This is a genomic window from Trinickia sp. Y13 (assembly GCF_029522115.1).
Classification (GTDB): domain Bacteria; phylum Pseudomonadota; class Gammaproteobacteria; order Burkholderiales; family Burkholderiaceae; genus Trinickia.
Map to the genome: position 1 here is coordinate 17081 of NZ_JAKWFK010000016.1, position 22208 is coordinate 39288.

The 22208-nt window shown below is 64.5% G+C and carries 18 protein-coding genes, 1 other RNA gene and 1 pseudogene; 9 read left to right on the plus strand and 11 right to left on the minus strand.

Annotated features, from left to right (window positions below):
- Positions 1 to 99: 99 nt before the first annotated feature.
- The 8 genes and pseudogenes from cmk to gyrA form a co-directional block, all read right to left on the minus strand.
- Positions 100 to 774 (minus strand): (d)CMP kinase, encoded by a 675-nt coding sequence (cmk, locus tag MMB74_RS22770; protein WP_277430926.1) that lies wholly within the window; start codon positions 772 to 774, stop codon positions 100 to 102.
- A gap of 14 nt (positions 775 to 788) precedes the next feature.
- Entirely contained in the window at positions 789 to 2093 is a 1305-nt protein-coding gene (gene aroA / locus MMB74_RS22775) for a 3-phosphoshikimate 1-carboxyvinyltransferase (RefSeq protein WP_277430927.1), read from the minus strand.
- Between the two features lie 11 nt (positions 2094 to 2104).
- Positions 2105 to 3040, minus strand: coding sequence for a prephenate dehydrogenase/arogenate dehydrogenase family protein (locus tag MMB74_RS22780; protein ID WP_277430928.1), 936 nt, complete (start codon positions 3038 to 3040; stop codon positions 2105 to 2107).
- A 92-nt stretch (positions 3041 to 3132) separates the two neighbouring features.
- Positions 3133 to 3279, minus strand: a pseudogene (locus tag MMB74_RS22785) (histidinol-phosphate transaminase); the annotation flags it as partial.
- A 111-nt stretch (positions 3280 to 3390) separates the two neighbouring features.
- A complete protein-coding gene (gene pheA, locus MMB74_RS22790; RefSeq protein ID WP_277431030.1) occupies positions 3391 to 4473 on the minus strand; it encodes a prephenate dehydratase in 1083 nt (360 codons plus the stop codon).
- Between the two features lie 55 nt (positions 4474 to 4528).
- A complete protein-coding gene (serC, locus tag MMB74_RS22795) occupies positions 4529 to 5611 on the minus strand; it encodes a 3-phosphoserine/phosphohydroxythreonine transaminase (RefSeq protein WP_277430929.1) in 1083 nt (360 codons plus the stop codon).
- A 196-nt stretch (positions 5612 to 5807) separates the two neighbouring features.
- Positions 5808 to 6410: a DUF2059 domain-containing protein gene (locus MMB74_RS22800; RefSeq protein ID WP_277430930.1), complete on the minus strand. Its 603-nt coding sequence runs from the start codon at positions 6408 to 6410 to the stop codon at positions 5808 to 5810.
- 192 nt (positions 6411 to 6602) lie between these two features.
- Positions 6603 to 9230, minus strand: coding sequence for a DNA gyrase subunit A (gene gyrA / locus MMB74_RS22805; protein ID WP_277430931.1), 2628 nt, complete (start codon positions 9228 to 9230; stop codon positions 6603 to 6605).
- A gap of 497 nt (positions 9231 to 9727) precedes the next feature.
- On the opposite strand from gyrA, the gene ompA reads away from it, so the two are divergent.
- The 5 genes from ompA (at position 9728) to MMB74_RS22830 (ending at position 13225) form a co-directional block, all read left to right on the plus strand.
- Positions 9728 to 10381, plus strand: coding sequence for an outer membrane protein OmpA (ompA, locus tag MMB74_RS22810; protein WP_277430932.1), 654 nt, complete (start codon positions 9728 to 9730; stop codon positions 10379 to 10381).
- Between the two features lie 244 nt (positions 10382 to 10625).
- Positions 10626 to 11324, plus strand: a complete 699-nt coding sequence (gene ubiG / locus MMB74_RS22815) for a bifunctional 2-polyprenyl-6-hydroxyphenol methylase/3-demethylubiquinol 3-O-methyltransferase UbiG (protein ID WP_277430933.1) — start codon at positions 10626 to 10628, stop codon at positions 11322 to 11324.
- A gap of 84 nt (positions 11325 to 11408) precedes the next feature.
- Positions 11409 to 12122, plus strand: coding sequence for an HAD-IA family hydrolase (locus MMB74_RS22820; protein WP_277430934.1), 714 nt, complete (start codon positions 11409 to 11411; stop codon positions 12120 to 12122).
- Positions 12123 to 12246: 124 nt separating this feature from the next.
- Positions 12247 to 12603, plus strand: a transfer-messenger RNA (tmRNA) gene (gene ssrA / locus MMB74_RS22825).
- Positions 12604 to 12865: 262 nt separating this feature from the next.
- Positions 12866 to 13225, plus strand: a complete 360-nt coding sequence (locus MMB74_RS22830; RefSeq protein WP_277430935.1) for a sugar ABC transporter ATPase — start codon at positions 12866 to 12868, stop codon at positions 13223 to 13225.
- A 106-nt stretch (positions 13226 to 13331) separates the two neighbouring features.
- Here MMB74_RS22830 and MMB74_RS22835 read toward each other — a convergent pair whose 3' ends face one another.
- Positions 13332 to 13598 carry a hypothetical protein gene (locus tag MMB74_RS22835; RefSeq protein WP_277430936.1) on the minus strand — a complete coding sequence of 89 codons (267 nt, stop codon included), beginning with the start codon at positions 13596 to 13598 and terminating at the stop codon, positions 13332 to 13334.
- 146 nt (positions 13599 to 13744) lie between these two features.
- Entirely contained in the window at positions 13745 to 14848 is a 1104-nt protein-coding gene (locus MMB74_RS22840) for a substrate-binding domain-containing protein (RefSeq protein WP_277430937.1), read from the minus strand.
- 154 nt (positions 14849 to 15002) lie between these two features.
- Between MMB74_RS22840 and MMB74_RS22845 the strand changes: the two genes are divergently transcribed.
- From MMB74_RS22845 to MMB74_RS22860, 4 genes are read left to right on the plus strand one after another with little or no spacing between them, the layout of a single operon-like run.
- Positions 15003 to 15530: an NAD(P)H-dependent oxidoreductase subunit E gene (locus MMB74_RS22845; RefSeq protein ID WP_277431031.1), complete on the plus strand. Its 528-nt coding sequence runs from the start codon at positions 15003 to 15005 to the stop codon at positions 15528 to 15530.
- Positions 15527 to 17089 (plus strand): formate dehydrogenase beta subunit, encoded by a 1563-nt coding sequence (locus tag MMB74_RS22850; RefSeq protein ID WP_277430938.1) that lies wholly within the window; start codon positions 15527 to 15529, stop codon positions 17087 to 17089. The genes MMB74_RS22845 and MMB74_RS22850 overlap by 4 nt, the downstream gene beginning before the upstream one ends.
- A gap of 14 nt (positions 17090 to 17103) precedes the next feature.
- Positions 17104 to 20058, plus strand: coding sequence for a formate dehydrogenase subunit alpha (gene fdhF / locus MMB74_RS22855; RefSeq protein WP_277430939.1), 2955 nt, complete (start codon positions 17104 to 17106; stop codon positions 20056 to 20058).
- A gap of 52 nt (positions 20059 to 20110) precedes the next feature.
- On the plus strand, positions 20111 to 20353 hold the full coding sequence (locus MMB74_RS22860) for a formate dehydrogenase subunit delta (protein ID WP_277430940.1): 243 nt from the start codon (positions 20111 to 20113) through the stop codon (positions 20351 to 20353).
- Between the two features lie 19 nt (positions 20354 to 20372).
- On the opposite strand, the gene MMB74_RS22865 is transcribed toward MMB74_RS22860, so the two are convergent.
- Positions 20373 to 22070, minus strand: a complete 1698-nt coding sequence (locus MMB74_RS22865; protein WP_277430941.1) for an FAD-dependent monooxygenase — start codon at positions 22068 to 22070, stop codon at positions 20373 to 20375.
- Positions 22071 to 22208: the final 138 nt, after the last annotated feature.

Genomic DNA, 22208 nt, shown 5'->3' on the forward strand with positions numbered 1-22208 from the left:
GTGCCGGCGACTAGGACCGGACACGCTGCGACGTCGATGCGAACGCCATACGGGGTTAAGGGTTAACACCACGCTTGGGCCCAAAAGGGGCCCAAGCACCTACCGCTCTCGATACCACTGCACCACGGCTTCGACCGCTTGGTCGATCGACAGCGCTGAAGTGTCAAGCAGCTTTGCGTCTGCCGCGGGCTTGAGCGGCGCGACGGCGCGCTGACTGTCGCGCTCGTCCCGCTCTCGCAAATCCCGGAGCAAGTTATCCATATTAGCAGAAAAGCCTTTTTGGATCAATTGCTTATGCCGCCTGGCCGCGCGCGCCTCCACACTGGCCGTCAGAAACACCTTCAGCATGGCGTCGGGGAAGATGACGGTGCCCATATCGCGGCCGTCCGCGACGAGCCCCGGTTCCTTGCGAAACGCCCGCTGGCGCGCCACGAGCGCGGCCCGCACGTTCTGATGGACCGCGATCGCCGAGGCCCGATTGCCGATTTCCTCGGCGCGAATCTCGCTCGACACATCGACGCCGTCGAGCTGCGCGCAGCCTTCCCGGAACGTGATGTGCAAGTCGTTGACGAGGGCGGCGAGCGCGTCGGCGTCATCCGGCGCCACGCCATAACGCACGCTTGCAAGGGCGGCAAGCCGGTAAAGCGCGCCGCTATCCAACAAGTGAAAGCCGAGTCGCGCGGCGACGAGCGCCGCGACCGTGCCTTTGCCTGAAGCGGTCGGGCCGTCGATCGCGATGACGGGAGTCTGGTGAAAAGGGCGAGTCGGTTTCATCTAATAAAGGGAGGTCACGCGCGAACGAGCGTCTCGAAGCGGGCGAAATAATCGGGAAACGTCTTGCCGACGCACTTCGGATCGTTGATCCGTACCGGAACGCCGCCGAGCGATACGAGCGAGAAGCACATCGCCATGCGGTGATCGTCATAGGTGTCGATCTCCGCATTGGGCGTGAGCTTGGCGGGGGGCGTCACGACAAGGAAATCTTCGCCCTCCTCCACCTGCGCGCCGACTTTGCGCAGCTCGTTGGCCATTGCCGCGATCCGATCCGTCTCTTTCACGCGCCAACTGCCGATGTTGCGCAGCGTAGTCGTGCCGCGCGCGAACAGCGCACAGACGGCGATCGTCATCGCCGCATCGGGAATCAAATTGAAATCCATGTCGACCGCTTCGAGCTGGCCGTGATCGTGGCCCACGCCGCGCACCTCGATCCAGTCCTGCGCCATCGTTACGTTGGCGCCCATCGCGGTCAGTGCGTCCGCGAACGCCACGTCGCCCTGGATGCTGTCGCGGCCGACGCCGACGACGCGCACCGGGCCGCCGCCGATCGCACCCGCCGCGAGGAAATACGACGCCGACGAAGCATCGCCCTCGACCATGATCGCGCCCGGCGACCGGTAGCGTACGCCGGCCGGCACCGTGAAGCGCTGCCAGCCCTCGCGCGCGACGGTCACGCCGAAACGCTCCATCAGCTTGATCGTGATGTCGATGTAAGGCTTCGAAATCAACTCGCCTTCGACTTCCACCACGATCTCGCCGGTCTTTGCACGCACGAGCGGCAGCGTCATGAGGAGCGCCGTCAGGAACTGGCTCGACACGTCGCCGCGCACGCGGATCGGCGCTTCGATCGCGATCTCGCCCGCGCGAATGCGCAGCGGCGGGTAGCCTTCGTTTTCCTCGTAATCGATACGCGCGCCGATCTGACGCAGGCCGTCGACGAGATCGCCGATGGGCCGCTCGTGCATGCGCGGCACGCCATGCACGCGATAGTCGCCGCCGTTGACCGCGAGCGCGGCGGTCAGCGGACGGATCGCCGTGCCGGCGTTGCCGAGAAAGAGGTCCGCCGTCTTCGCCGTGAATGCGCCGCGCGCGCCCTGGACGACGCAGCGCTCGCCATCGCGCGTCAGTTTGACGCCGAGCTTCTCGAGCGCAGCCAGCATGACGCGCGTGTCGTCGGAATCGAGCAAGTTCGAAACGGTCGTTTCGCCCTCTGCCAGCGCCGCCAGCAGCAGCACGCGGTTCGAAATGCTCTTGGAACCGGGCAGGCGCACCGTGCCTTGCGCGCGCGAGTAGGGTCCGAGATCGAGGTGATCCATAACATGTCCTTTCATTTCGGAGCGAGACCGGCAGGCGCAACCGCTTGCCCCCCGCGTTCTTGCCATTGCGTGCGCGCCTCGCGCGAACGCGCGAACACGGCCTCGAGCGCCGCGCCGTCTTCGGCGACGATCGCGGCGCGCAAGCGCCCGAGCACCGTCAAGTAGCCGTCGAGTTCGTCGACGAGGGCATGGCGATTGGCCAAACAGACATCGCGCCACATTTCGGGGCTCGAGGCAGCGATCCGCGTGAAATCGCGAAAACCGCCAGCCGCGAACGAAAACTTCAGCGCCGCATCGGGCGCGTTCAAGATGCACTCGACGAGCGCGAACGAAAGCAGATGCGGCAAGTGGCTAACGGATGCGAACACCCGGTCGTGCTGCTCGTGCGTCATCGTGCTGACGATCGCGCCGGTGGCGCGCCAAAGCGCCTCAATGCGCGCGACGTCTTGCGCCCGGTTTTCCGGAAGCGGGCACAGCACGACGTTGCGGCCGACGTAGAGATCGGGCAGCGCCGCCTCGATGCCGCTCGATTCGCGGCCGGCGATCGGGTGTCCGGGCACGAACTGAGCGGCGCGCTCGGCGAGCGCTGCGCGAGCAGCGGCGACGACGTCGGACTTCGTGCTGCCGGCGTCGGTGACGATGGTGTCGGCGCCCAAAAAAGGCGCGATGCGCAGGAGTAGCGGCAGCGTCTGCGCGACCGGCGCGGCCAGCAGCACGAGGTCCGCGCCAGCCAACGCGGCGCGCAGTTCGGCGTCGTCATCGAGCGCCGCGACTTCATCGACGACGCCAAGCGCTCTCGCGCGCTCGGCCGATGCGCGCGAACGGCCCACGCCGACGATGCGGCCAACACTCGCCACACCGGCGCGCTCGCGCAGCGCACGCGCCAGCGAGCCCCCGATGAGGCCCACGCCGAAAATCACGAGTTTGTCGAAGGAAAACGAAGTCACGAATGGCTCGCAGGCTGAAGGTCGAAGTGCGCCGCGCCTTACGGCTGCGCGAGCGCCGTGTGCAGGGCGGCGAGGAACGCCTCGTTTTCGTGCGGCAGGCCGATCGTCACGCGCAACGAGGCGAGCTTGACGATGCGCGCCTCGTCGAGTCCGAACTCGCGTGCGACCTCCGAGATCGGCTTGCCGGCGACGTACGGCGCGATGCCGCGCACGTAGGACGGGCCGTATTGCGTTGTCATGTCTTTCTCCAAAGCGGACGAAGCCGGTGCATTGCGCCGCGCTGCGCGAGCGCATGCAGCGGCGCGCTGGCTCGCATCGCGAGCCGCGTCGAGCGCGCGATTCGCACCGCGCTAGCGCGCGCGCGGATACGAGCCGAGGATCTTCAGAAACGCCGCCTTCTTTTCGAGTTCCGCGAGCGCTGCAGCGACAGCCGCGTCTTCTCGATGACCTTCGACGTCGATGTAAAAGTAGTATTCCCAGGTGCCCACGCGCGCCGGACGCGACTCGAAGCGCGTCATCGACACGCCATGACGCGCGAGCGGTTCGAGCAGCTTGAACACGGCGCCCGGCTCGTTCTTCACCGACACGATGAGCGAGGTCTGGTCGTGTCCGCTGCTGCCTGCCGGCGCGTGGCCGATCATGACGAAGCGGGTGCGGTTGTGCGGATCGTCCTGGATCATCGGATAGGCGACCTGCAGGCCGTAAAACGCCGCCGCACGATCACTCGCGATCGCCGCGACCGCCGGATCCTGCGCCGCCAAGCGCGCCGCTTCGGCGTTGCTCGTGACCGCCTGCCGCTCGACGTGCGGCATGTGGGTCGCGAGCCAGCGCTGACACTGCGCCAGCGCTTGCGCGTGAGCGCAAACCCGAACGATGCCGGTCACCGCGCCGCTTTGCGTCAGCAAGTTATGGCGAATCGGCAACGCAAGCTCGCCGCCGATCAGCAACTGCGACTGCAGCAACAAATCCAGCGTGCGCGACACGGCGCCCTCGCTCGAATTCTCGACGGGCACGACGCCGAACTCGGCGCCGCCGGCTTCGACCGACCGGAACACCTCGTCGATCGACAGACACGGCAAGCCTTCGATCGAATGACCGAAGTACTCGTACATCGCCTCTTCGCTATAGGTGCCGGCCGGCCCGAGATAGGCGGCGGTGACGGGGCGCTCGAGCGAACGGCTTGCCGCCATGATCTCGCGCCAGATCGCGCTGATGTGATCGCTGGCCAGCGGTCCCGCGCTCATGTTCTGCAAGCGCGCGATGACCTGCTGCTCGCGCTCGGGCCGAAACACGGGCGCGTTGTACAGCTTCTTGACCTCGCCCACTTCGAGCGCGATCGCGGCGCGCTGGTTGAGCAGCGCGATGAGCTGCTCGTCGATCGCATCGATCCGATCGCGCAGCGGCTTCAACTTTGAATTGAGTTCGTCATCCATGCGTAAAACGGCCGTATCGAAAACGGGCGGCGTCATGCCGCCCCGCCCGCGCGACTTATGCGCGAGTCCGTTCGAATTCCAACATGTACTCGACAAGCGTCTTGACGCCTTCGAGCGACACCGCGTTGTAGATCGACGCCCGCATGCCGCCGACGGACTTGTGGCCCTTGAGCTGCATTAGCCCGCGCGCTTTCGCGCCGGCCAGGAAATCTTCGTTGCGCGATTCGTCGGCGAGGAAGAACGGTACGTTCATTCTCGAACGCGAATCGCGCTCCACTTTGTTGATATAGAAGCTGCTTGCATCGATCGTGTCGTAAAGCAGCTTCGACTTCTCGAGGTTGCGCGCCTCGATTTCCTTCAAACCACCCTGCCGCTTGAGCCACTTGAAAACGAGGCCCGCGATGTAGATCGCATAGGTAGGCGGCGTGTTGAACATGGAATTGTTCTCGGCGACGATGCGCCACTCGAATGCTGACGGGCAGATCGGCAGCGAGCGATCGAGCAAGTCCTCGCGCACCACGACGATCGTCAAGCCCGCCATGCCGATGTTCTTTTGCGCGCCGCCGAACATCACACCGTACTTGGCCACGTCGAGCGGGCGCGACAGCACGTGCGACGAAACATCGGCGACGAGCGGAATATCCCCGAGATCGGGGATATCGAAAGTCTCGACGCCGTGAATCGTCTCGTTGGTGCACAGGTGAACGTAGGCCGGATTGCTCGAGAGCTGCCATTCGCTGCGTTTGGGCGCGCGCGTGAAACCATCCGCCGTTTCGCCGCTCGCGGCCAGATGCGGCTTGCAGTACTTGCCGGCCTCTTTGAACGACTTTTGCGACCACGAACCCGTCACGACGAAGTCTGCGACATCGCGTTTGCCCAGCATATTCATGGGCACGATCGCGTTCTCGCCCAGGCCGCCGCCTTGCAGAAAGAGAATGCGATGGCTGGCCGGCGCCTGCAGCAGCTCGCGCAGATCGGTGAGCGCTTCTTCGTGGATCGACATGAACTCGCGCCCGCGATGGCTCATTTCCATCACGCTCATGCCGCTGCCATGCCAATCGAGCATCTCGTCGGCCGCTTGGCGCAGCACTTCCTCGGGCAACGCTGCCGGCCCCGCCGAGAAATTGAAGACCCGCATCGTGAGACTCCCCGAAGAATGAAATGAACTGAAGCGTGGCGCACCACTGGTGACGCCTCACGGCGGACGCATGCCGCAAATAGTAATGGCCGTTCGCGCGTTTCGCGCAAACGGCCATTATCGCACCGCCGATCGAAAACCGCTCGCGCAGGCCCGAGCGCGAGCCTACGCCGACAAGCCCGAGGGGCTTTGCGGTTTACTTGCCGGGCTTGACCGCGGCGACTTCCTTATCGGCTTGCGTGCGCGTTGCCTGGATCGATTGCGGCATGTACTTCTGCATCAATCCACCCACGACGTCGCGGCCGACTTGATCTTGCACTTGGATGAACTTGCGACCCGTCGGGCTCTTGTAGAACGTCGTCAGATCTTTGATTTCCTGCGTCGAGTAGTACTTCGCATAGGCGTCGTACTGCGCTTGCATCGCGTCGTGGCGGAACGCGTCCGTCGCAAACACTTGGCCCGCGGAATCGACGAGCTTCTGCACGGCCGTCTTTTGCAAGGTGGGCACGGCCGCTTGCTTTTGCTTGTCCGTCAGCGTTTTGTTTTCCGAAAGCGCTTCGGACAGGATTTCCGGAACGTACTGGCGCGCTTGCATCTGCGCGCTGTTGCCGATGGCGCCGACGAGCTTTTGCGCGTCGATCGCTTCGAGCAATTCCTTGATCGCAGCCTGCTTGGCCGCGTCGACCGGAGCAGTTGCAGCAGCGGAAGCCGCCGGCGCTTGAGACTGGAGCGCTTGCGCCATTGCGAAAGTCGGCACGAAAGCAGCCAGCAGCATCCATTGCTTGAATCGTCGTTGCATCTTCACTCCCTCTAAAAAATGAGTCGTTAGCGCGCAGCCGTCAGTTCGGTTCGTTGCGCCGCCGTCGCACGCGGCGGCAGACCCGACCTATAGCACGATGGCTCGCGCGCTTCGTTGTCTTTCGTCAAGAACCGCAGCGATGCCGCGCGGCGCTTGATGCACACGGCCGACCAGTGTCGGCCGCATCGATACTTACTGTTGCGCGCCGTCTTCGCCGTCTTCGCCGGTTTCCTCTTCGGCCGCCGCGCCTTCGACGTCGACTTCGGCTTCCGCGATCTGCTGCAGGCCGGAGAGCTTCGTCCCCTCATCGAGGCTGATGAGTGTAACACCCTGCGTAGCCCGGCCCATCTCGCGGATCTCCGAAACACGTGTGCGAATCAACACACCCGTGGTGGTAATCAGCATGATTTGGCCTTCGGCGTCGACGAGCGTGGCCGCCACGACCTTGCCGTTGCGCTCGGACGTCTGGATCGCGATCATGCCCTTCGTGCCGCGCCCGTGCCGCGTGTACTCGGTGATGGGCGTGCGCTTGCCGTAGCCGTTCTCCGTCGCCGTCAGCACGGACTGCGTCTCGCTGCCCGCCACGAGCATGGCGATCACCTGCTGCCCCTCTTCGAGCTGCATGCCGCGCACGCCGCGCGCCTCGCGGCCCATCGGACGCACGTCGTTCTCGTCGAAGCGCACGGCTTTGCCTGCGTCGGAGAACAACATGACGTCGTGCTGCCCATCCGTGATCGCGGCGCCGATCAGAAAATCGCCATCGTCGAGACCGACCGCAATGATACCTTTGCGCAATGGTCTGCTGAAAGCCTCGAGCGGCGTCTTCTTGACCGTGCCGAGCGATGTCGCCATGAACACGAACTTGTCTGCCGAGAACTCCTTGACCGGCAGCACGACGTTGATCTTCTCGCCATCCTGAAGCGGGAACATGTTGACGATGGGGCGGCCGCGCGAGTTGCGCGAACCCTGCGGCACCTCGTAGACCTTGACCCAATAGACGCGGCCGCGATTCGAGAAACACAGAATATGATCGTGCGTGTTCGCGATGAACAGCGTGTCGATCCAGTCGTCTTCCTTCATCTGCGTGGCCTGCTTGCCTCGGCCGCCGCGCTTTTGCGCGCGATACTCGGAAAGCGGCTGCGACTTGACGTAGCCCGCATGCGACATCGTCACGACCATGTCTTGCGGCGTGATCAGATCTTCCGTGTTCAGCTCGGTCGCGTTCAACTCGATCTTCGAGCGCCGCGCGTCGCCGAACTCGGTCTTCACGGCCGTGAGCTCGTCGCCGATGATGGCCGTGATGCGCTCGGGCCGCCCGAGGATGTCGAGCAGATCGGCGATTTGCGCCATGACTTCGCGGTACTCGCCGATGATCTTGTCTTGTTCGAGGCCCGTGAGGCGTTGCAAGCGCATCTGCAGAATTTCTTGCGCCTGCGTATCGGACAGCTTGTAAAGACCGTCGCCCTGCATGCCGAACGCGGGATTCAATCCTTCTGGGCGGTAGGCTTCGCGCCCGCCCGCCGCCGAATTCTCGGTTTCGGCCCGCGCCAGCATCTCGCGCACGAGCGAGGAGTCCCACGCGCGCGCCATCAATTCTTGCTTCGCGATCGGCGGCGTGGGCGCGGCCTTGATGATCGCGATGAATTCGTCGATGTTCGCGAGCGCAACGGCCAACCCTTCGAGGACATGGCCGCGTTCGCGCGCTTTGCGCAGCTCGTACACGGTGCGCCGCGTCAGCACCTCGCGCCGGTGCGACAGGAACGCGTCGAGCATCTCCTTCAGGTTCAGGAGCTTGGGCTGGCCGTCGACGAGCGCAACCATGTTCATGCCGAACGTGTCCTGCAGCTGCGTCGCTTTATAGAGGTTGTTCAGCACGACCTCGGGCACTTCGCCGCGCTTGAGCTCGATGACGACGCGCATGCCGCTCTTATCGGACTCGTCGCGGATGTCGGAAATGCCCTCGAGCTTCTTTTCGTTGACGAGTTCGGCGATGCGCTCGAGCAGCGAGCGCTTGTTGACTTGATACGGCAGCTCGTCGACGATGATCGCCATGCGCTGGCCGCGATCGATTTCCTCGAAGTGCGTGGCCGCGCGCATGACGACGCGGCCGCGGCCCGTGCGGTAGCCGTCGCGCACGCCGGCCACGCCGTAGATGATGCCGGCCGTGGGGAAATCCGGGGCAGGGATGATCTCGATGAGTTCGTCGATGCTCGCCTGCGGATTCTTCAGCAGATGGTGGCAGGCGTCGACGACTTCGTTCAGGTTGTGCGGCGGAATGTTCGTCGCCATCCCCACCGCGATACCGGACGAGCCATTGATCAGCAGATTCGGGATGCGGGCCGGCAGAATGAGCGGCTCGCTCTCGCTGCCGTCGTAGTTCGGCCCGAAGTCGACGGTTTCCTTGTCGATGTCGGCCAGCAGTTCGTGGCCGATCTTGGCCATGCGGATTTCGGTGTACCGCATGGCGGCGGCATTGTCGCCGTCGATCGACCCGAAATTGCCCTGACCGTCGACCAGCATGTAGCGCAGCGAGAAGTCCTGCGCCATCCGAACGATGGTGTCGTAGACCGCGGTGTCGCCGTGCGGATGATATTTACCGATGACGTCGCCGACGATACGCGCGGACTTCTTATAGGCGCGGTTCCAGTCGTTGTTCAGTTCGTGCATCGCATAGAGCACGCGGCGATGCACCGGCTTCAAGCCGTCCCGCACGTCGGGGAGCGCCCGTCCCACGATTACGCTCATCGCGTAATCGAGATATGAACGACGCATTTCCTCTTCGAGGGAGATCGGCAGAGTCTCTTTGGCGAATTGATCCATTATCCGTATCGATTTCGGGCGCGAGCGGAGCGAAAACCCAACCGGACCGCCACCCCCGCCGACCCGGCAGGAGGCGCCGGGCATCACGCGATTCTAACATGGCCGCCCTTGCCGCCCGACACCCGGTGCGTACTCCCCCACGCACCCGGACGCCGGGCACCCGCTCCGAGCGATTTTTGCGGTGCGTGAACGCGATTGTTGCGGGCGTGCTGGCACGCATCGTGCGACCTGCCATCCCCTTCGGAAGCCCGCCTGGCTTCCCTGTTGCGGCAGCACCACAATCGAAAGAAGCGATTTGGGACGGCGGGATTTTTTTTTCGTAAGAAGGGAACGATATGGCAAAATGCCAACGCACTTGGTTAGACGCTGCTCGAAGTGTCCACAGGGTCGCCGTTTTTTGTGCCGCACCAATGTTATACTTCGAGCAATGTATGACTTGTCTACGTCATCCAGGCTCGCAGTAAACCTGCGGTAATCTCAATTTCGAGAGGAGAAATATGAATAAATTTTCAAAGCTCGCGTTCATTGCAGCTACCGCAGTTGTGGCTGCATCCGCATCGGCACAGTCGGTGCCGGCGTCGCGACAAGCTACGAACGACAACTGGGTGAATGGTACCGGCGAATACGTGTGGATGAACGGCACGAACGAGCTTTGCTGGCGCGATGCGTTCTGGACGCCGGCCACGGCCAACGCGAAGTGCGACGGCGCACTCGTCGCCCAAGCCCCGACGCCGCCCGCTCCGGTCGCCCCGGCTGCTCCGGCTATCTCGAGCCAGAAGGTCACGTATCAAGCCGATACGCTGTTCGACTTCGACAAGGCTATCCTGAAGCCGGCCGGCAAGGCAAAGCTTGACGAACTCGCCACGAAGATCCAAGGCATGAACCTGGAAGTGGCCGTTGCAACGGGCTACACCGACAAGATCGGTTCGGACAAGTACAACGACCGTCTGTCGCTGCGCCGCGCACAAGCTGTCAAGGCTTATCTCGTCAGCAAGGGCGTGCCCGCCAACAAGATTTACACGGAAGGCAAGGGCAAGCGCAACCCGGTCAAGACGGATTGCAACCAGAAGAACCGCAAGGCGCTCATCGCTTGCCTGGCTCCGAACCGTCGCGTGGAAGTCGAAATCGTCGGCACGCAAAACAAGCAGTAAGCCGCGCTTTCGCTTCACGAAAAACCCCGCTCCGGCGGGGTTTTTTTCTGCCTGCGGCATGCAGCGCGCGAGCAGCCTCCACCCTGGCCGACTTCGCCTTCCGGCGCTTTGCCGAGCACGGCGAACCCGTTTCGCCCGCGATAGTTTGGCGCGCCCCGAGCGCCGCGGCGGTTTTGCCGCAGCGCGCAACCCTCGATATACTCAGCCTAATTCTGGCCCACTCCATCTCCACGTTTGCAAGCTTATGACGAATGCCGATCCCCACGAGCTACGGAAATTTAGCGACCTTGCGCACCGCTGGTGGGATCCCAACGCCGAATTCAAACCGCTGCATGAACTGAACCCCGTCCGCCTTGCGTGGATCGATGGGCATGCTCATTTACCGGGAAAGCGCGTCCTTGACGTCGGTTGTGGCGGCGGCATCCTGTCCGAGTCGATGGCCGGCCTTGGCGCGCAAGTCAAAGGCATCGATCTATCCCATCAGGCGCTCGGCGTAGCGGACTTGCACAGCTTGGAAAGCGGCATCACCGTCGAGTACGAAGAGATCGCGGCCGAGGCGCTCGCCGCCCGCGAACCCGCCAGCTACGATGTCGTGACCTGCATGGAAATGCTCGAGCACGTGCCCGATCCCGCGGCGATCGTTCGCGCCTGCGCCGCGCTCGTCAAGCCCGGCGGCTGGGTGTTCTTCTCCACGCTCAACCGAAACGTGAAGGCGTATCTGTTCGCGGTGATCGGTGCGGAATACATCGCGCAGATGCTGCCAAAAGGCACGCACGACTACGCGCGCTTCATCCGTCCGTCGGAACTGGCTGGGTTCGCCCGGGCGGCCGGCTTGCGCGAGGTCGAGGTTAAAGGCATCACCTATCGCCCGCTCGGCAAGCGCTTCGCCTTGTCCGACGATACGAGCGTCAACTACTTGTTTGCCTGCCGCCGCGACGATTGACCGAAACCGAGCGGTGGCCCTCACCTGCGCCGCTCATGCTCGCATCGCCCGCCCCGCCAGCCTCCTTGATCCCGCTTTCGATCCATGAACCAACCGTCGCCCCCACCCGCGCGTCAAGACGACGCGCCGCAGATCGCCCAATGTCGCGCCGCGCTGTTCGACCTCGACGGCACGCTGGCCGATACCGCGCCCGATCTCGTGGCCGCCGTCAATAAGATGCGCCGCCACCGAGGGCTCGAGCTCGTCCCCGTCGAGCAGTTGCGGCCGTTCGCATCGGCCGGTGCGCGCGGGCTGATCGGCGGAGCCTTCGGCATCGGTCCGGAGGATCGCGAGTTCGCCCCGATGCGCGAGGAATTCCTCGCCAATTACGAGACCGATCTATGCATCGAGACGACGCTGTTCCCGGGTATCGCGGAACTGCTCGATGCACTGGATGCGCGCGGCGTTCGCTGGGGCATCGTCACGAACAAGGTGGGCCGGCTGACGATGCCGCTCGTCGCGCAGCTCGGGCTGGCGGCCCGCGCAGGCTGCGTCGTGAGCGGCGACACGACGCCGCATTCCAAACCTCATCCGGCGCCGTTGCTCCATGCCGCCGAAACGCTCGCGTTGCCGCCCGAGCGAATCGTGTATGTCGGCGACGATTTGAGAGACGTGCAGGCGGGATTCGCGGCCGGCATGGCCACGGTCGCGGCGGCATACGGTTACTGCGGCGCCGATCTGCCGCCGGCCATGTGGCATGCGCAGCACATCGTCGATACGCCGCAGCAGCTTCACCTGCTACTCGCCGCGCTCGGATGATGGGAAGCAGAGCACGCGCATCATCCGAGGGCACCCGACAGGCCCGAGTGCCCACGGGCGCCCTCTTGATTTTTCGGCAAGCCGCACCATCTTGCTTTCTGTGGGATAATCACTCCCAACGTAAGGGGCCGACCTGGTTTCGACGTGGATAACGAAGCAGTTCAGGGCATACCGAGGACCCGTCACCTCGTAAATCAATGGGACTTAAGTAACCGCAAACGATAACTCGTTCGCCGTAGCGGCTTAACCCCGCTCGCCTCGCACTAGCTCGCTGACGGGCTAGGGTCGCAAGACTAGCGAGGTCATTTACGTCAGATAATCCTCAGTGGTGTCACGACGCCGGGGCCGAAAACCAAGTGACTCGCCGTAACGAAGCGTGTTCGTCCGCGTCTGTGCGGTTAAATCAAACGACTGAACTAAGTATGTAGAACTGGCTGTGGACTATTTGCGGACGCGGGTTCGATTCCCGCCGGCTCCACCAGCATTTGCAAGGCCAACCTTTCGGTTGGCCTTTTTCATTGGCGGGCTTCGCCGTCTTCGCCGACCTCTCTGGGCCAACGGGTGCGCGGCCACGGCCGTATCGTATCTATACGCTATATGCGGTCGGGCACAACGCATTGGGGCGCGACATCTCCCATGCCGCGAGCGCGCATCTAGCCCCCCTCCACGGCGCGTACCTTTGCGCGCCCCGTGCACGCCGTTACACTGGCACACCGATCCCTTGCCAGGCAAGCCACTCGCCAATGAAAAGATTCCCGCTCTCAACCGCCGCCCTAGCGCTCGCCGCGCTGCTGACCGCCTGCGGGTCCACACCGCAAGACTCGGCCGATGCGCGCGATGCCAGTGCGCCGATGGCATTCTCCTCGTCGCACTCTCCCCGCGCCATCGCCAACTGCCTGACGAGCCGTTTATCGGATGTGCATCGGCGCGCCGGAGCCGGTTACACCGAACTGGGAGTGGGCCGCTCCGCCAGCGGCTACGCCTGGCTCATCACGTTGGCGCCGTCGGCCGCGGGCTCGAACGTGCGCGTCGAGCAGGCTCGCCCCGACGATTCCGTCTCCGAGCCCGAGTTGCGCTTCGCGATCGCGCGCTGCACGACCTAGGCGCCGCCGCGGCTGCACTAGGCGCGCCCAAGGCGTTCGCGGCCGCACGACGGCGCACGCCAATCCATCGCACGTCGACGACGCGTTCGACCGGACACTCCCTCGCTTATTGCGCATCTTCCGGGCACTGCAAGTTGCAGCCATCGGGATCGCCCCTGTCACCGCGCTTGCGCAACTGCGAGCGGCGCGATTGATATTTTTTCGATGGGGCCGACGCGGCGAATTCCAATTGCGGGTGCTCCTGCAGCCGGAATTGATCTTGCAGGATCCCGCCCGGCACGCCGGGCGAATTCTGCGCGAAGGCAAGCGTCGAGACCGTGGCCAGCGTACCGGCCGCGGCCAAGGCGGCGCAGAAGTTGACGAATGATTTCATAGCGATTTTCCGCGCCCCGCGGCGCGTTCCAAGCCAGTCCGTACGAGAGACCAGCAAGAGTAACGCAGAATCGCCGGCGCTTGCAGCCAGTCACGTTACCGCCGTAATCGCCGCCGCGCTCGCAGCGAGCCAACCCGCCCCGATCGCTATCGCTTGACCGACGAAACGTCCCCATGCGGCGAGCCGCGCAAGCCTGCGGCCACATCCACCAGCTCGCCGCAATGCGCGGGGTCGTAGCCCTCGAGCGACGCCACCTTGGCGCGAAAGTCGTCGCTGCGCAGCACCCCGAGCGCCGATGCCAACGGCTGCGTCGACAGCCGGCTGCGATCGCAGGCGAAGTAGTAATCCTCGTCGACGATCGGCAGAAAATCGAGCCCGAAATGGTGTGCGGCCGGCGCCACCCCGAAGCCTGCATCGGCCATCCCGCTCGCCACGAAGGCGGCGATCGCCGTATGCGTGAGCTCGGTCGATGCATAGCCGTTGATGCGATCCGGATCGACGCCCACGCTGTTCAGAGCCAAATCGAGCAGCAGCCGCGTGCCCGAGCCCGCTTGACGATTGACGAACCGAATATCGGCGCGTGCCAGGTCGTCGAGGCCGCGCACGCCCTTTGGGTTGCCTTTTGCGAGAAAGAGGCCTTGCTTGCGCCCGGTCAGATAGACGAGAACGTGCCGCCGCGGATCCAGCCAGCGCCGGTAAATGTCGGCGCAGAACTCGCGAAACGCCCCGCGCGGCAGGTGGAAACCGGCGAAATCGCATTCGCCGCGCGCCAGCGCCGCAACGGCTTCGGCGCTTTCCCGATACTTGATCTCGACGGCGTTCGCATCGAGCCCGTTCATCTGCGTCACCAGCGCCGCCACCGCGTATCCGTGCGAAGCGTGGATACGCATGGCGCCGCTCGCGCCCAGTTGCCGGTTCAATTCGGCGGCGACTTCGCTTGCCAATTGCTGCAGCGGCCCATCGAGCCGCTCCGCGCAGGAGCGTTGCGCCTGCACGACCGCACGGCCGAGCGCCGACAATGCAGATCCCTTGCCGCGCTCCTTCGATATCAATTCGCCGCCAAGGCGCGCTTCGATCGCGCGCAATAGCCCCCACGCGTGCCGGTACGAGAGCTGCCGCTCGCCGGCCGCTTGCGCGATGCTACCCGTCTCGCCGATCGACGCCAAAAGGGGCACGATGTCGGTCAAGCTCATTTCGCGGCCCGAAATGTCGCGTACGATCAATTCCGCAACGCATTTGATGTCGATCATTTATGCAGTCCGATTTCCTATTGCAGAAGATGCAGCCCGCGCCTATCGTGTGGACACAACGGCCAGAGCCGAGCATATATGCACGCCATATGTCTATCAAGTGCATATTAGTCATCGTGCCCTACAGGAGCCGGAGCCTATGAGGAGCCCCACCTTGGAACACGTCAGCGCCGCGGCGCCGGACGAGCTCGTCCGCCGACACGCTTCGCCGGGCGCATCGCTGCTTGCGGTGCTGCACGCCATACAGGACGAAACGGGCCTCGTCCCGCCCGAGGTCGTCGCGCCGCTCGCGCGCGCCTTCAATCTTTCCCGCGCCGAAGTCCACGGCGTGATCACCTATTACCACCACTTCCGCACGCACCCGCCCGCGCACGTCACTGTCGCGCTGTGCCGGGCCGAGGCGTGTCGCAGCATGGGCGTCGAAGCGCTCGCGCGCCACATCGAAAGTCGCACCGGATGCCGCTTCGATGCCTCGCGCGATGCGGGCGGCGCAGGCGAGCACGGCGCGCAGCCGGTGGAACTCGAATCGGTCTACTGCCTGGGCCAGTGCGCGCTATCGCCGTCGATGACGATCAACGGCGCGCTGCACGTGAAGGTCACGCCGAACAAGTTCGATGCCCTGCTCGATGAAGCGCGCACACGGGCGGCGGCCCCGGCCGAAAACGCCAAGGAGAACGCATGAACACGCGTGTTTTCGTTCCTCGCGACTCGTCGGCCCTGGCGCTCGGCGCCGATGCAATTGCCGATGCCATCGTGCAGGAAGCCGCGCGACGCGGTACTCCAGTCGAACTCGTGCGCAACGGTTCGCGCGGTCTGCTTTGGCTCGAGCCGCTGGTCGAAGTGCAGACGAGCGCGGGACGGGTCGGCTACGGCAATGTCGAAGCGCAAGAGGTCGGATCGCTGTTCGATGCCGGTTTTCTGACGGGCGGCGCACACGCGCGCTCGGTCGGTCTCGTCGATGAAATCGACTATCTGAAGCGTCAGCAACGTCTCACGTTCGCACGGTTGGGCCTGACCGACCCGCTCTCGATCGACGACTACACGGACCATGGCGGCCTGGAAGGCCTGAAGGCAGCGCTGCGGATGAGCGCGGAAGACGCCTGCCAGACAGTGTTGGATTCGGGCCTGCGCGGCCGCGGCGGCGCGGCGTTTCCCGCCGGCATCAAATGGCGCACCGTGCGCGAAGCGAAGGCAGCGCAAAAGTACATCGTCTGCAATGCGGACGAAGGCGATTCGGGCACGTTCTCCGATCGTCTGTCCATGGAAGGCGACCCATTTGCGCTGATCGAAGGCATGATCATCGCCGGCGTGGCGACGGGCGCAACGCGCGGCTACATCTACGTGCGCAGCGAATACCCGCATGCGATCGCGACTTTGAACGCCGCGCTCGAGAAAGCACGCGCAGCAGGCTGGCTCGGCGAGCGCGTGCTCGGCTCGAACCACGCTTTCGAACTCGAAGTCGCCAAAGGCGCGGGGTCGTATGTGTGCGGCGAGGAAACGGCGTTGCTCGAATCGCTCGAGGGCAAGCGCGGTATCGTGCGCGCGAAGCCGCCGGTGCCGGCGCTCGCGGGCCTGTTCGGTCAACCCACCGTCGTGAACAACGTCATCACGCTCGCGACGGTGCCGATCATCTTCGCGCGCGGCGCCGCGTTCTATCGCGACTTCGGCATGGGCCGCTCGCGCGGAACCCTGCCGTTCCAGTTGGCGGGCAACATCAAGCGCGGCGGCCTCGTCGAATTGGCCTTCGGCGTCACGCTGCGCGAGCTCGTCGATGAGTTCGGCGGCGGCACGATAAGCGGCCGCCCGGTGCGCGCCGTGCAGGTGGGCGGGCCGCTCGGCACTTATCTGCCCGAGAGCCAGTGGGACATCCCGCTCGACTACGAAGCCTACGCGGCCGTCGGCGCCGTCGTCGGACACGGCGGGCTCGTCGTTCACGACGACAGCTCGAACCTCGCGGAACTCGCGCAGTACGCGATGCACTTTTGCGCCGTCGAATCATGCGGCAAATGCACGCCTTGCCGCATCGGCTCGACGCGCGGCGTCGAAGTCATCGCGCGTATCCGCAACGGCGACACGTCCGAAAAGCAAGTTCAATTGCTGCGCGATCTGTGCGACACGATGGTGTCCGGTTCGCTCTGCGCGATGGGCGGCATGACACCTTACCCGGTCTTGTCCGCGCTTGATCATTTCCCCGAAGACTTCGGTCTTCGCCCCGTTCAGCCGAAAGCGGCTGCGGCTTGAAGATGGAGCCTCCCATGTCCGATGCGCCCGCCCGCACCCCCGCCGCCCCGTCAAGCTCGGGCGGTTGCGGTTCCGCACACTGCGCATGCCGATCGAACGCCGCCGCACCGGCGAGCGACATCGATTACGGCACGCCGCGCCGGTACGCCGACACCGATGTCACGCTCGAGATCGACGGCGTCGCGATCACCGTGCCGGCAGGCACGTCTGTCATGCGCGCAGCGATCGAAGCCGGCGTCAACGTACCCAAGCTGTGCGCGACCGATTCGCTCGAGCCGTTCGGGTCGTGCCGCCTTTGCCTCGTGGAGATCGAAGGCAAGCGCGGCTATCCGGCCTCGTGCACGACGCCCGTCGAAGCGGGCATGCGCGTGCGCACGCAAAGCGACCGGCTGCAATCGCTGCGCCGCAACGTGATGGAGCTCTACATCTCCGATCACCCGCTCGACTGCCTGACCTGCCCCGCCAACGGCGATTGCGAATTGCAGGACATGGCCGGTGTCGTGGGGCTGCGCGAAGTGCGCTATGGCTTCGACGGCGCGAACCATCTGAAGGACGTCAAGGACGAGTCCAATCCTTACTTCACTTACGATCCGTCCAAGTGCATCGTTTGCAACCGCTGCGTGCGCGCATGCGAAGAGACGCAGGGCACGTTCGCGCTGACGATCGCCGCGCGCGGGTTCGAATCGCGCGTCGCGGCAAGCCAAAGCCAGCCGTTCATGGAGTCGGAGTGCGTCTCGTGCGGCGCCTGCGTCGCCGCTTGCCCGACCGCCACGCTCATCGAGAAGAAGGTCGAGTTCGTCGGGCAACCCGAGCACTCGGTCATCACCACCTGCGCCTATTGCGGAGTCGGCTGCTCGTTCAAAGCTGAAATGAAAGGCTCGCAAGTCGTGCGCATGACGCCTTACAAGAACGGGCAGGCCAACGAAGGCCATGCGTGCGTCAAAGGCCGCTTCGCGTGGGGCTATGCGACGCACAAAGATCGCATCACGACGCCGATGATTCGCGCGAAGATCACCGACCCGTGGCGCGAAGTATCGTGGGAAGAGGCCATCGCCTACGCCGCCTCGGAGTTCCGCCGCATCCAAGGGAAGTACGGGCGCGATTCCGTCGGCGGCATCACCTCGTCACGCTGCACCAACGAAGAAACGTACCTCGTGCAGAAGCTCGTGCGCGCCGCCTTCGGCAACAACAACGTCGATACCTGCGCGCGCGTCTGCCATTCGCCGACGGGCTACGGGCTGAAGACGACGATCGGCGAATCGGCGGGCACGCAGACGTTCGCCTCCGTCGAGAAGTCCGACGTGATCATGGTCATCGGCGCGAACCCGACCGATGGCCATCCGGTCTTCGGCTCGCGCTTGAAACGGCGCTTGCGCGAAGGCGCCAAGCTCATCGTGGCCGACCCGCGCCGCATCGATCTCGTCGATGGCCCGCACGTGAAGGCGGCCTATCATCTGCAACTGCGCCCCGGCACCAACGTCGCACTCGTGAACGCGCTCGCACATACGATCGTGACCGAGGGCCTCCTGGCCGATGCGTTCATCGCCGAACGCTGCGAGCCGCTCGCCTTCGAGCAATGGCGCGCGTTCATCGCGCAACCCGAGAATTCGCCGGAGGCGACGGCCGAGGTCACAGGCGTGCCCGCCGAACTCGTGCGCGAAGCAGCCCGCCTCTACGCGACGGGAGGCAACGCCGCGATCTACTACGGCCTGGGCGTCACCGAGCACGCACAAGGCTCGACGATGGTCATGGGCATCGCCAACTTGGCCATGGCGACGGGCAACATCGGGCGCGAAGGCGTCGGCGTCAATCCGTTGCGCGGCCAAAACAACGTGCAGGGCTCGTGCGACATGGGCTCGTTCCCGCACGAGCTGCCCGGTTATCGCCATATCAGCGGCGATGCCGTACGGCATGAATTCGAAGCGGCGTGGGGCGTGCAATTGCAACCCGAGCCCGGCTTGCGCATCCCGAACATGTTCGACGCGGCGCTCGACGGCAGCTTCCGCGGCCTGTATTGCCAAGGCGAGGACATCGTCCAATCCGACCCGGACACGCAGCACGTGGCCGCCGCGCTCGCGGCGATGGAATGCATCGTCGTGCAGGACATCTTCCTGAACGAGACGGCCAAGTACGCGCACGTGTTCCTGCCGGGCTCCTCGTTCCTCGAAAAGGACGGCACGTTCACGAACGCCGAGCGACGGATCTCGCGCGTGCGACGCGTGATGCCGCCGCTTGCGCGCTACGCCGACTGGGAAGTCACGCTGATGCTATCGCGTGCGCTCGGCTATGAGATGGATTACGCGCATCCCTCGCAGATCATGGACGAAATCGCACGACTGACGCCGACCTTCCACGGTGTGTCCTACGCGCTCATCGATCGGCTCGGCAGCGTGCAGTGGCCGTGCAACGAGCAAGCGCCCGAAGGCACGCCGACGATGCACGTCGACGAATTCGTGCGCGGCAAGGGCAAGTTCGTCATTACGCAATTCGTCGCCACGCGCGAGAAAGTCACGCGTCGCTACCCGCTGCTACTGACGACAGGACGCATCCTCTCCCAATACAACGTCGGCGCGCAGACGCGTCGCACCGATAACTCGCGCTGGCACGAAGAGGATCGTCTCGAAATCCATCCGCACGACGCACAGGATCGCGGCATCAAGACGGGCGATTGGGTCGGCATCGAATCGCGCGCCGGTCAAACGGTGCAGCGCGCGCTCGTTAGCGAGCGGATGCAGCCGGGCGTGGTCTACACCACGTTCCATTTCCCCGAATCGGGCGCGAACGTCATCACGACGGACAGTTCGGACTGGGCGACCAATTGCCCCGAATACAAGGTCACCGCGGTACAAGTGCAGCCCGTGCAGCAGCCGTCCGAATGGCAGCGGCAATACGAACGGTTCAACGAAACGCAGCTCGAATTGTTGCGCGAGCGTGAACGCGCGCTGGCTGGCGCGACGAACGGGAAGTGAGCATGCGCACGACGATCTGCAACGCGACACTGACGAAGAAGGGCGAGCGGCGATGAACCTCGAGCATTTGATCGAAATGGCAAATCAAATCGGCGAGTTCTTCGCTTCGATGCCCAATCGCGAGGAAGCGCTGACCGGCATCGCCGATCACATCCGTCGCTTCTGGGAACCGCGCATGCGGCGCACGATCCTCGCCTCGCTCGACGATCCGGCAGCAAGCGCAGCGGTGTCGCCGATCGTGCGCGAAGCGTTGTCGCGCGCCCGCGAGGCGCTTACGCCGCACGCGGTCTCGTAACGGAGCGGCGCCGCCGCACTCAGTGCGCGGCGCCTGGGCCGCCGAACCACGTCTCGCAATGCCGCATGAGCGCGCTCGCATCGGAGGCGGGCCGTCCGCGCGCGCATAGGTAACCGTCCGGGCGCAAGAGGTAAAACGCCGGACGCGTACGCCCGTATGCATGCATGAGAGACGGTGCTTCGCCATCGCTCGCATCGGTCACACGCCAAATACGCACCGCGCCGGGCAACGTGGCTTCGACCGCCGAGCACAAGCGGTCGAGGTCCGGGTCCGCGGCGACCTTCGGCTCGACGAGCGCCCCGGTCGCATCCATCGCGGCCTGCGTGCCGCCGGGCAATGCCACCAGCAAGAACAGCGAAAAGAACGCCGGATCGTGCAGATCGTACAAACGCGCGGTGCCGGGCGCTCGGCCTAACGGACCGTCGATCACGTGCACGAGCGCATCGGGCGCCCTCTCACCGGCTCGCGGGCCACCGTCCAAGACACGCTCGAGCGTGAGCGGGCTGCGCCGGTATTGAATCGCAAGCTCGCTGACCATGAGCCGCGCGGCGTCGCGCAGCGGCCCGAAAGCGGCCAGCACCGGCATGATGCGCTCGCGCAGCAGTTTCATCGGCCCGCGTTCCGCTTCGGCCAGTTGCGTGATGAACGCCGTTTGGCGTAGAACGTCGCGTTCGATGGGATGGCGTTCGAGCTGATAGGTGTCCAGTAGCGCCTCGCTTGCTTGGCCCGCCATGCGCCGTGCCAGCTTCCAACCTAGATTCAGCGCTTCTTGAATGCCGGTGTTCATCCCCTGCGCACCGGCGGGACTATGCACGTGCGCGGCATCGCCCGCCAAGAAGACGCGCTGCGTGCGCAGCCGCTCGACCATGCGGCTATTCAAATGGAAGTGCGACGACCAGGTCAACGCCGACAATTGCAGCGGATGGCCGATCCGCTGCGTGGCGATCGCGCTGCACAGATCGAGAGAGGGTTTGCGCTCGCCGCCGTTCGCCTCGCCTCCGTCATTTACGTCATTTACGTCATTTACGTTATCGGCGATGAACCGATGACGCCCGCCCCCCATTGGAATGACGGCAGCCAACCCGTCGCTCGATGCGAACAGATGAAACTCGTCTTCCGACAAATCGGAATCGACTTGCAGATCGGCAAGAAGGAAGGTCTGTTCGAACGTCTTACCCGAGAAGCCCAAGCCGAGCAGGTGACGCGTAGTGCTGTGCGCGCCGTCCGCGCCGATCACATAGGCTGCGCGGCACGTCTCTTGCCTGCCGTCGGCGCGCAGCAACTGCGCCTCGACTTGCGATGCATCCTGTTTCAAGCCGACAAGCGCGACGCCGCGCTCGATCTGTATTCCAAGGGTGGCCAGATGCTCGGTCAACAGCCGCTCGGTGATGGATTGATCGAGGCAGAGAAGATAGGGATAACGCGTGTGCAGCGGGTCGAAATCGAGCCGTGCGAGCCGATGTCCGTTCGAGTACAGGTTTGCCGCGCGCAACCTGTGGCCCAACGCGAGAAATGGCTCGACCACGCGGTGTTGTTCGAACAGTTCGAGCGTGCGCGCTTGAATGCCGATCGCACGCGAATAGGCGGCGGGCTCCAGCGCGCGGTCGATGAGGCGCACATTCGTATGGGCGCGCGCCAAGCTCATCGCGGCGGCGAGCCCGGTCGGCCCCGCCCCGACGATCAGTACCGGCGGCGCGTCGTTGGTAACGGCGGCCATGCTTGTCCTCCGACGAACCACGAGATCTTGCCAAGTGTACGCCGCCTCGTCCGGATCGGCGCTCGAACGCACCCGCAGACGTCAGCCCTTGGCGGTCATGGGCGGATTGCACGCGGCGGCGGCAGGCGGGGGGGCTTG

Excerpts from the sequence above, each read along its gene's own strand:
- MMB74_RS22860 (WP_277430940.1), top strand. The coding sequence starts at position 20,111 with ATGAACCTCGAGCATTTGATCGAAATGGCAAATCAAATCGGCGAGTTC.
- MMB74_RS22830 (WP_277430935.1), top strand. The coding sequence starts at position 12,866 with ATGAAAAGATTCCCGCTCTCAACCGCCGCCCTAGCGCTCGCCGCGCTG.
- cmk (WP_277430926.1), bottom strand. The coding sequence starts at position 774 with ATGAAACCGACTCGCCCTTTTCACCAGACTCCCGTCATCGCGATCGAC.
- gyrA (WP_277430931.1), bottom strand. The coding sequence starts at position 9,230 with ATGGATCAATTCGCCAAAGAGACTCTGCCGATCTCCCTCGAAGAGGAA.
- serC (WP_277430929.1), bottom strand. The coding sequence starts at position 5,611 with ATGCGGGTCTTCAATTTCTCGGCGGGGCCGGCAGCGTTGCCCGAGGAA.
- pheA (WP_277431030.1), bottom strand. The coding sequence starts at position 4,473 with ATGGATGACGAACTCAATTCAAAGTTGAAGCCGCTGCGCGATCGGATC.
- fdhF (WP_277430939.1), top strand. The coding sequence starts at position 17,104 with ATGTCCGATGCGCCCGCCCGCACCCCCGCCGCCCCGTCAAGCTCGGGC.
- MMB74_RS22840 (WP_277430937.1), bottom strand. The coding sequence starts at position 14,848 with ATGATCGACATCAAATGCGTTGCGGAATTGATCGTACGCGACATTTCG.
- MMB74_RS22835 (WP_277430936.1), bottom strand. The coding sequence starts at position 13,598 with ATGAAATCATTCGTCAACTTCTGCGCCGCCTTGGCCGCGGCCGGTACG.
- MMB74_RS22800 (WP_277430930.1), bottom strand. The coding sequence starts at position 6,410 with ATGCAACGACGATTCAAGCAATGGATGCTGCTGGCTGCTTTCGTGCCG.
- ompA (WP_277430932.1), top strand. The coding sequence starts at position 9,728 with ATGAATAAATTTTCAAAGCTCGCGTTCATTGCAGCTACCGCAGTTGTG.
- ubiG (WP_277430933.1), top strand. The coding sequence starts at position 10,626 with ATGACGAATGCCGATCCCCACGAGCTACGGAAATTTAGCGACCTTGCG.
- MMB74_RS22850 (WP_277430938.1), top strand. The coding sequence starts at position 15,527 with ATGAACACGCGTGTTTTCGTTCCTCGCGACTCGTCGGCCCTGGCGCTC.
- MMB74_RS22820 (WP_277430934.1), top strand. The coding sequence starts at position 11,409 with ATGAACCAACCGTCGCCCCCACCCGCGCGTCAAGACGACGCGCCGCAG.
- MMB74_RS22865 (WP_277430941.1), bottom strand. The coding sequence starts at position 22,070 with ATGGCCGCCGTTACCAACGACGCGCCGCCGGTACTGATCGTCGGGGCG.
- aroA (WP_277430927.1), bottom strand. The coding sequence starts at position 2,093 with ATGGATCACCTCGATCTCGGACCCTACTCGCGCGCGCAAGGCACGGTG.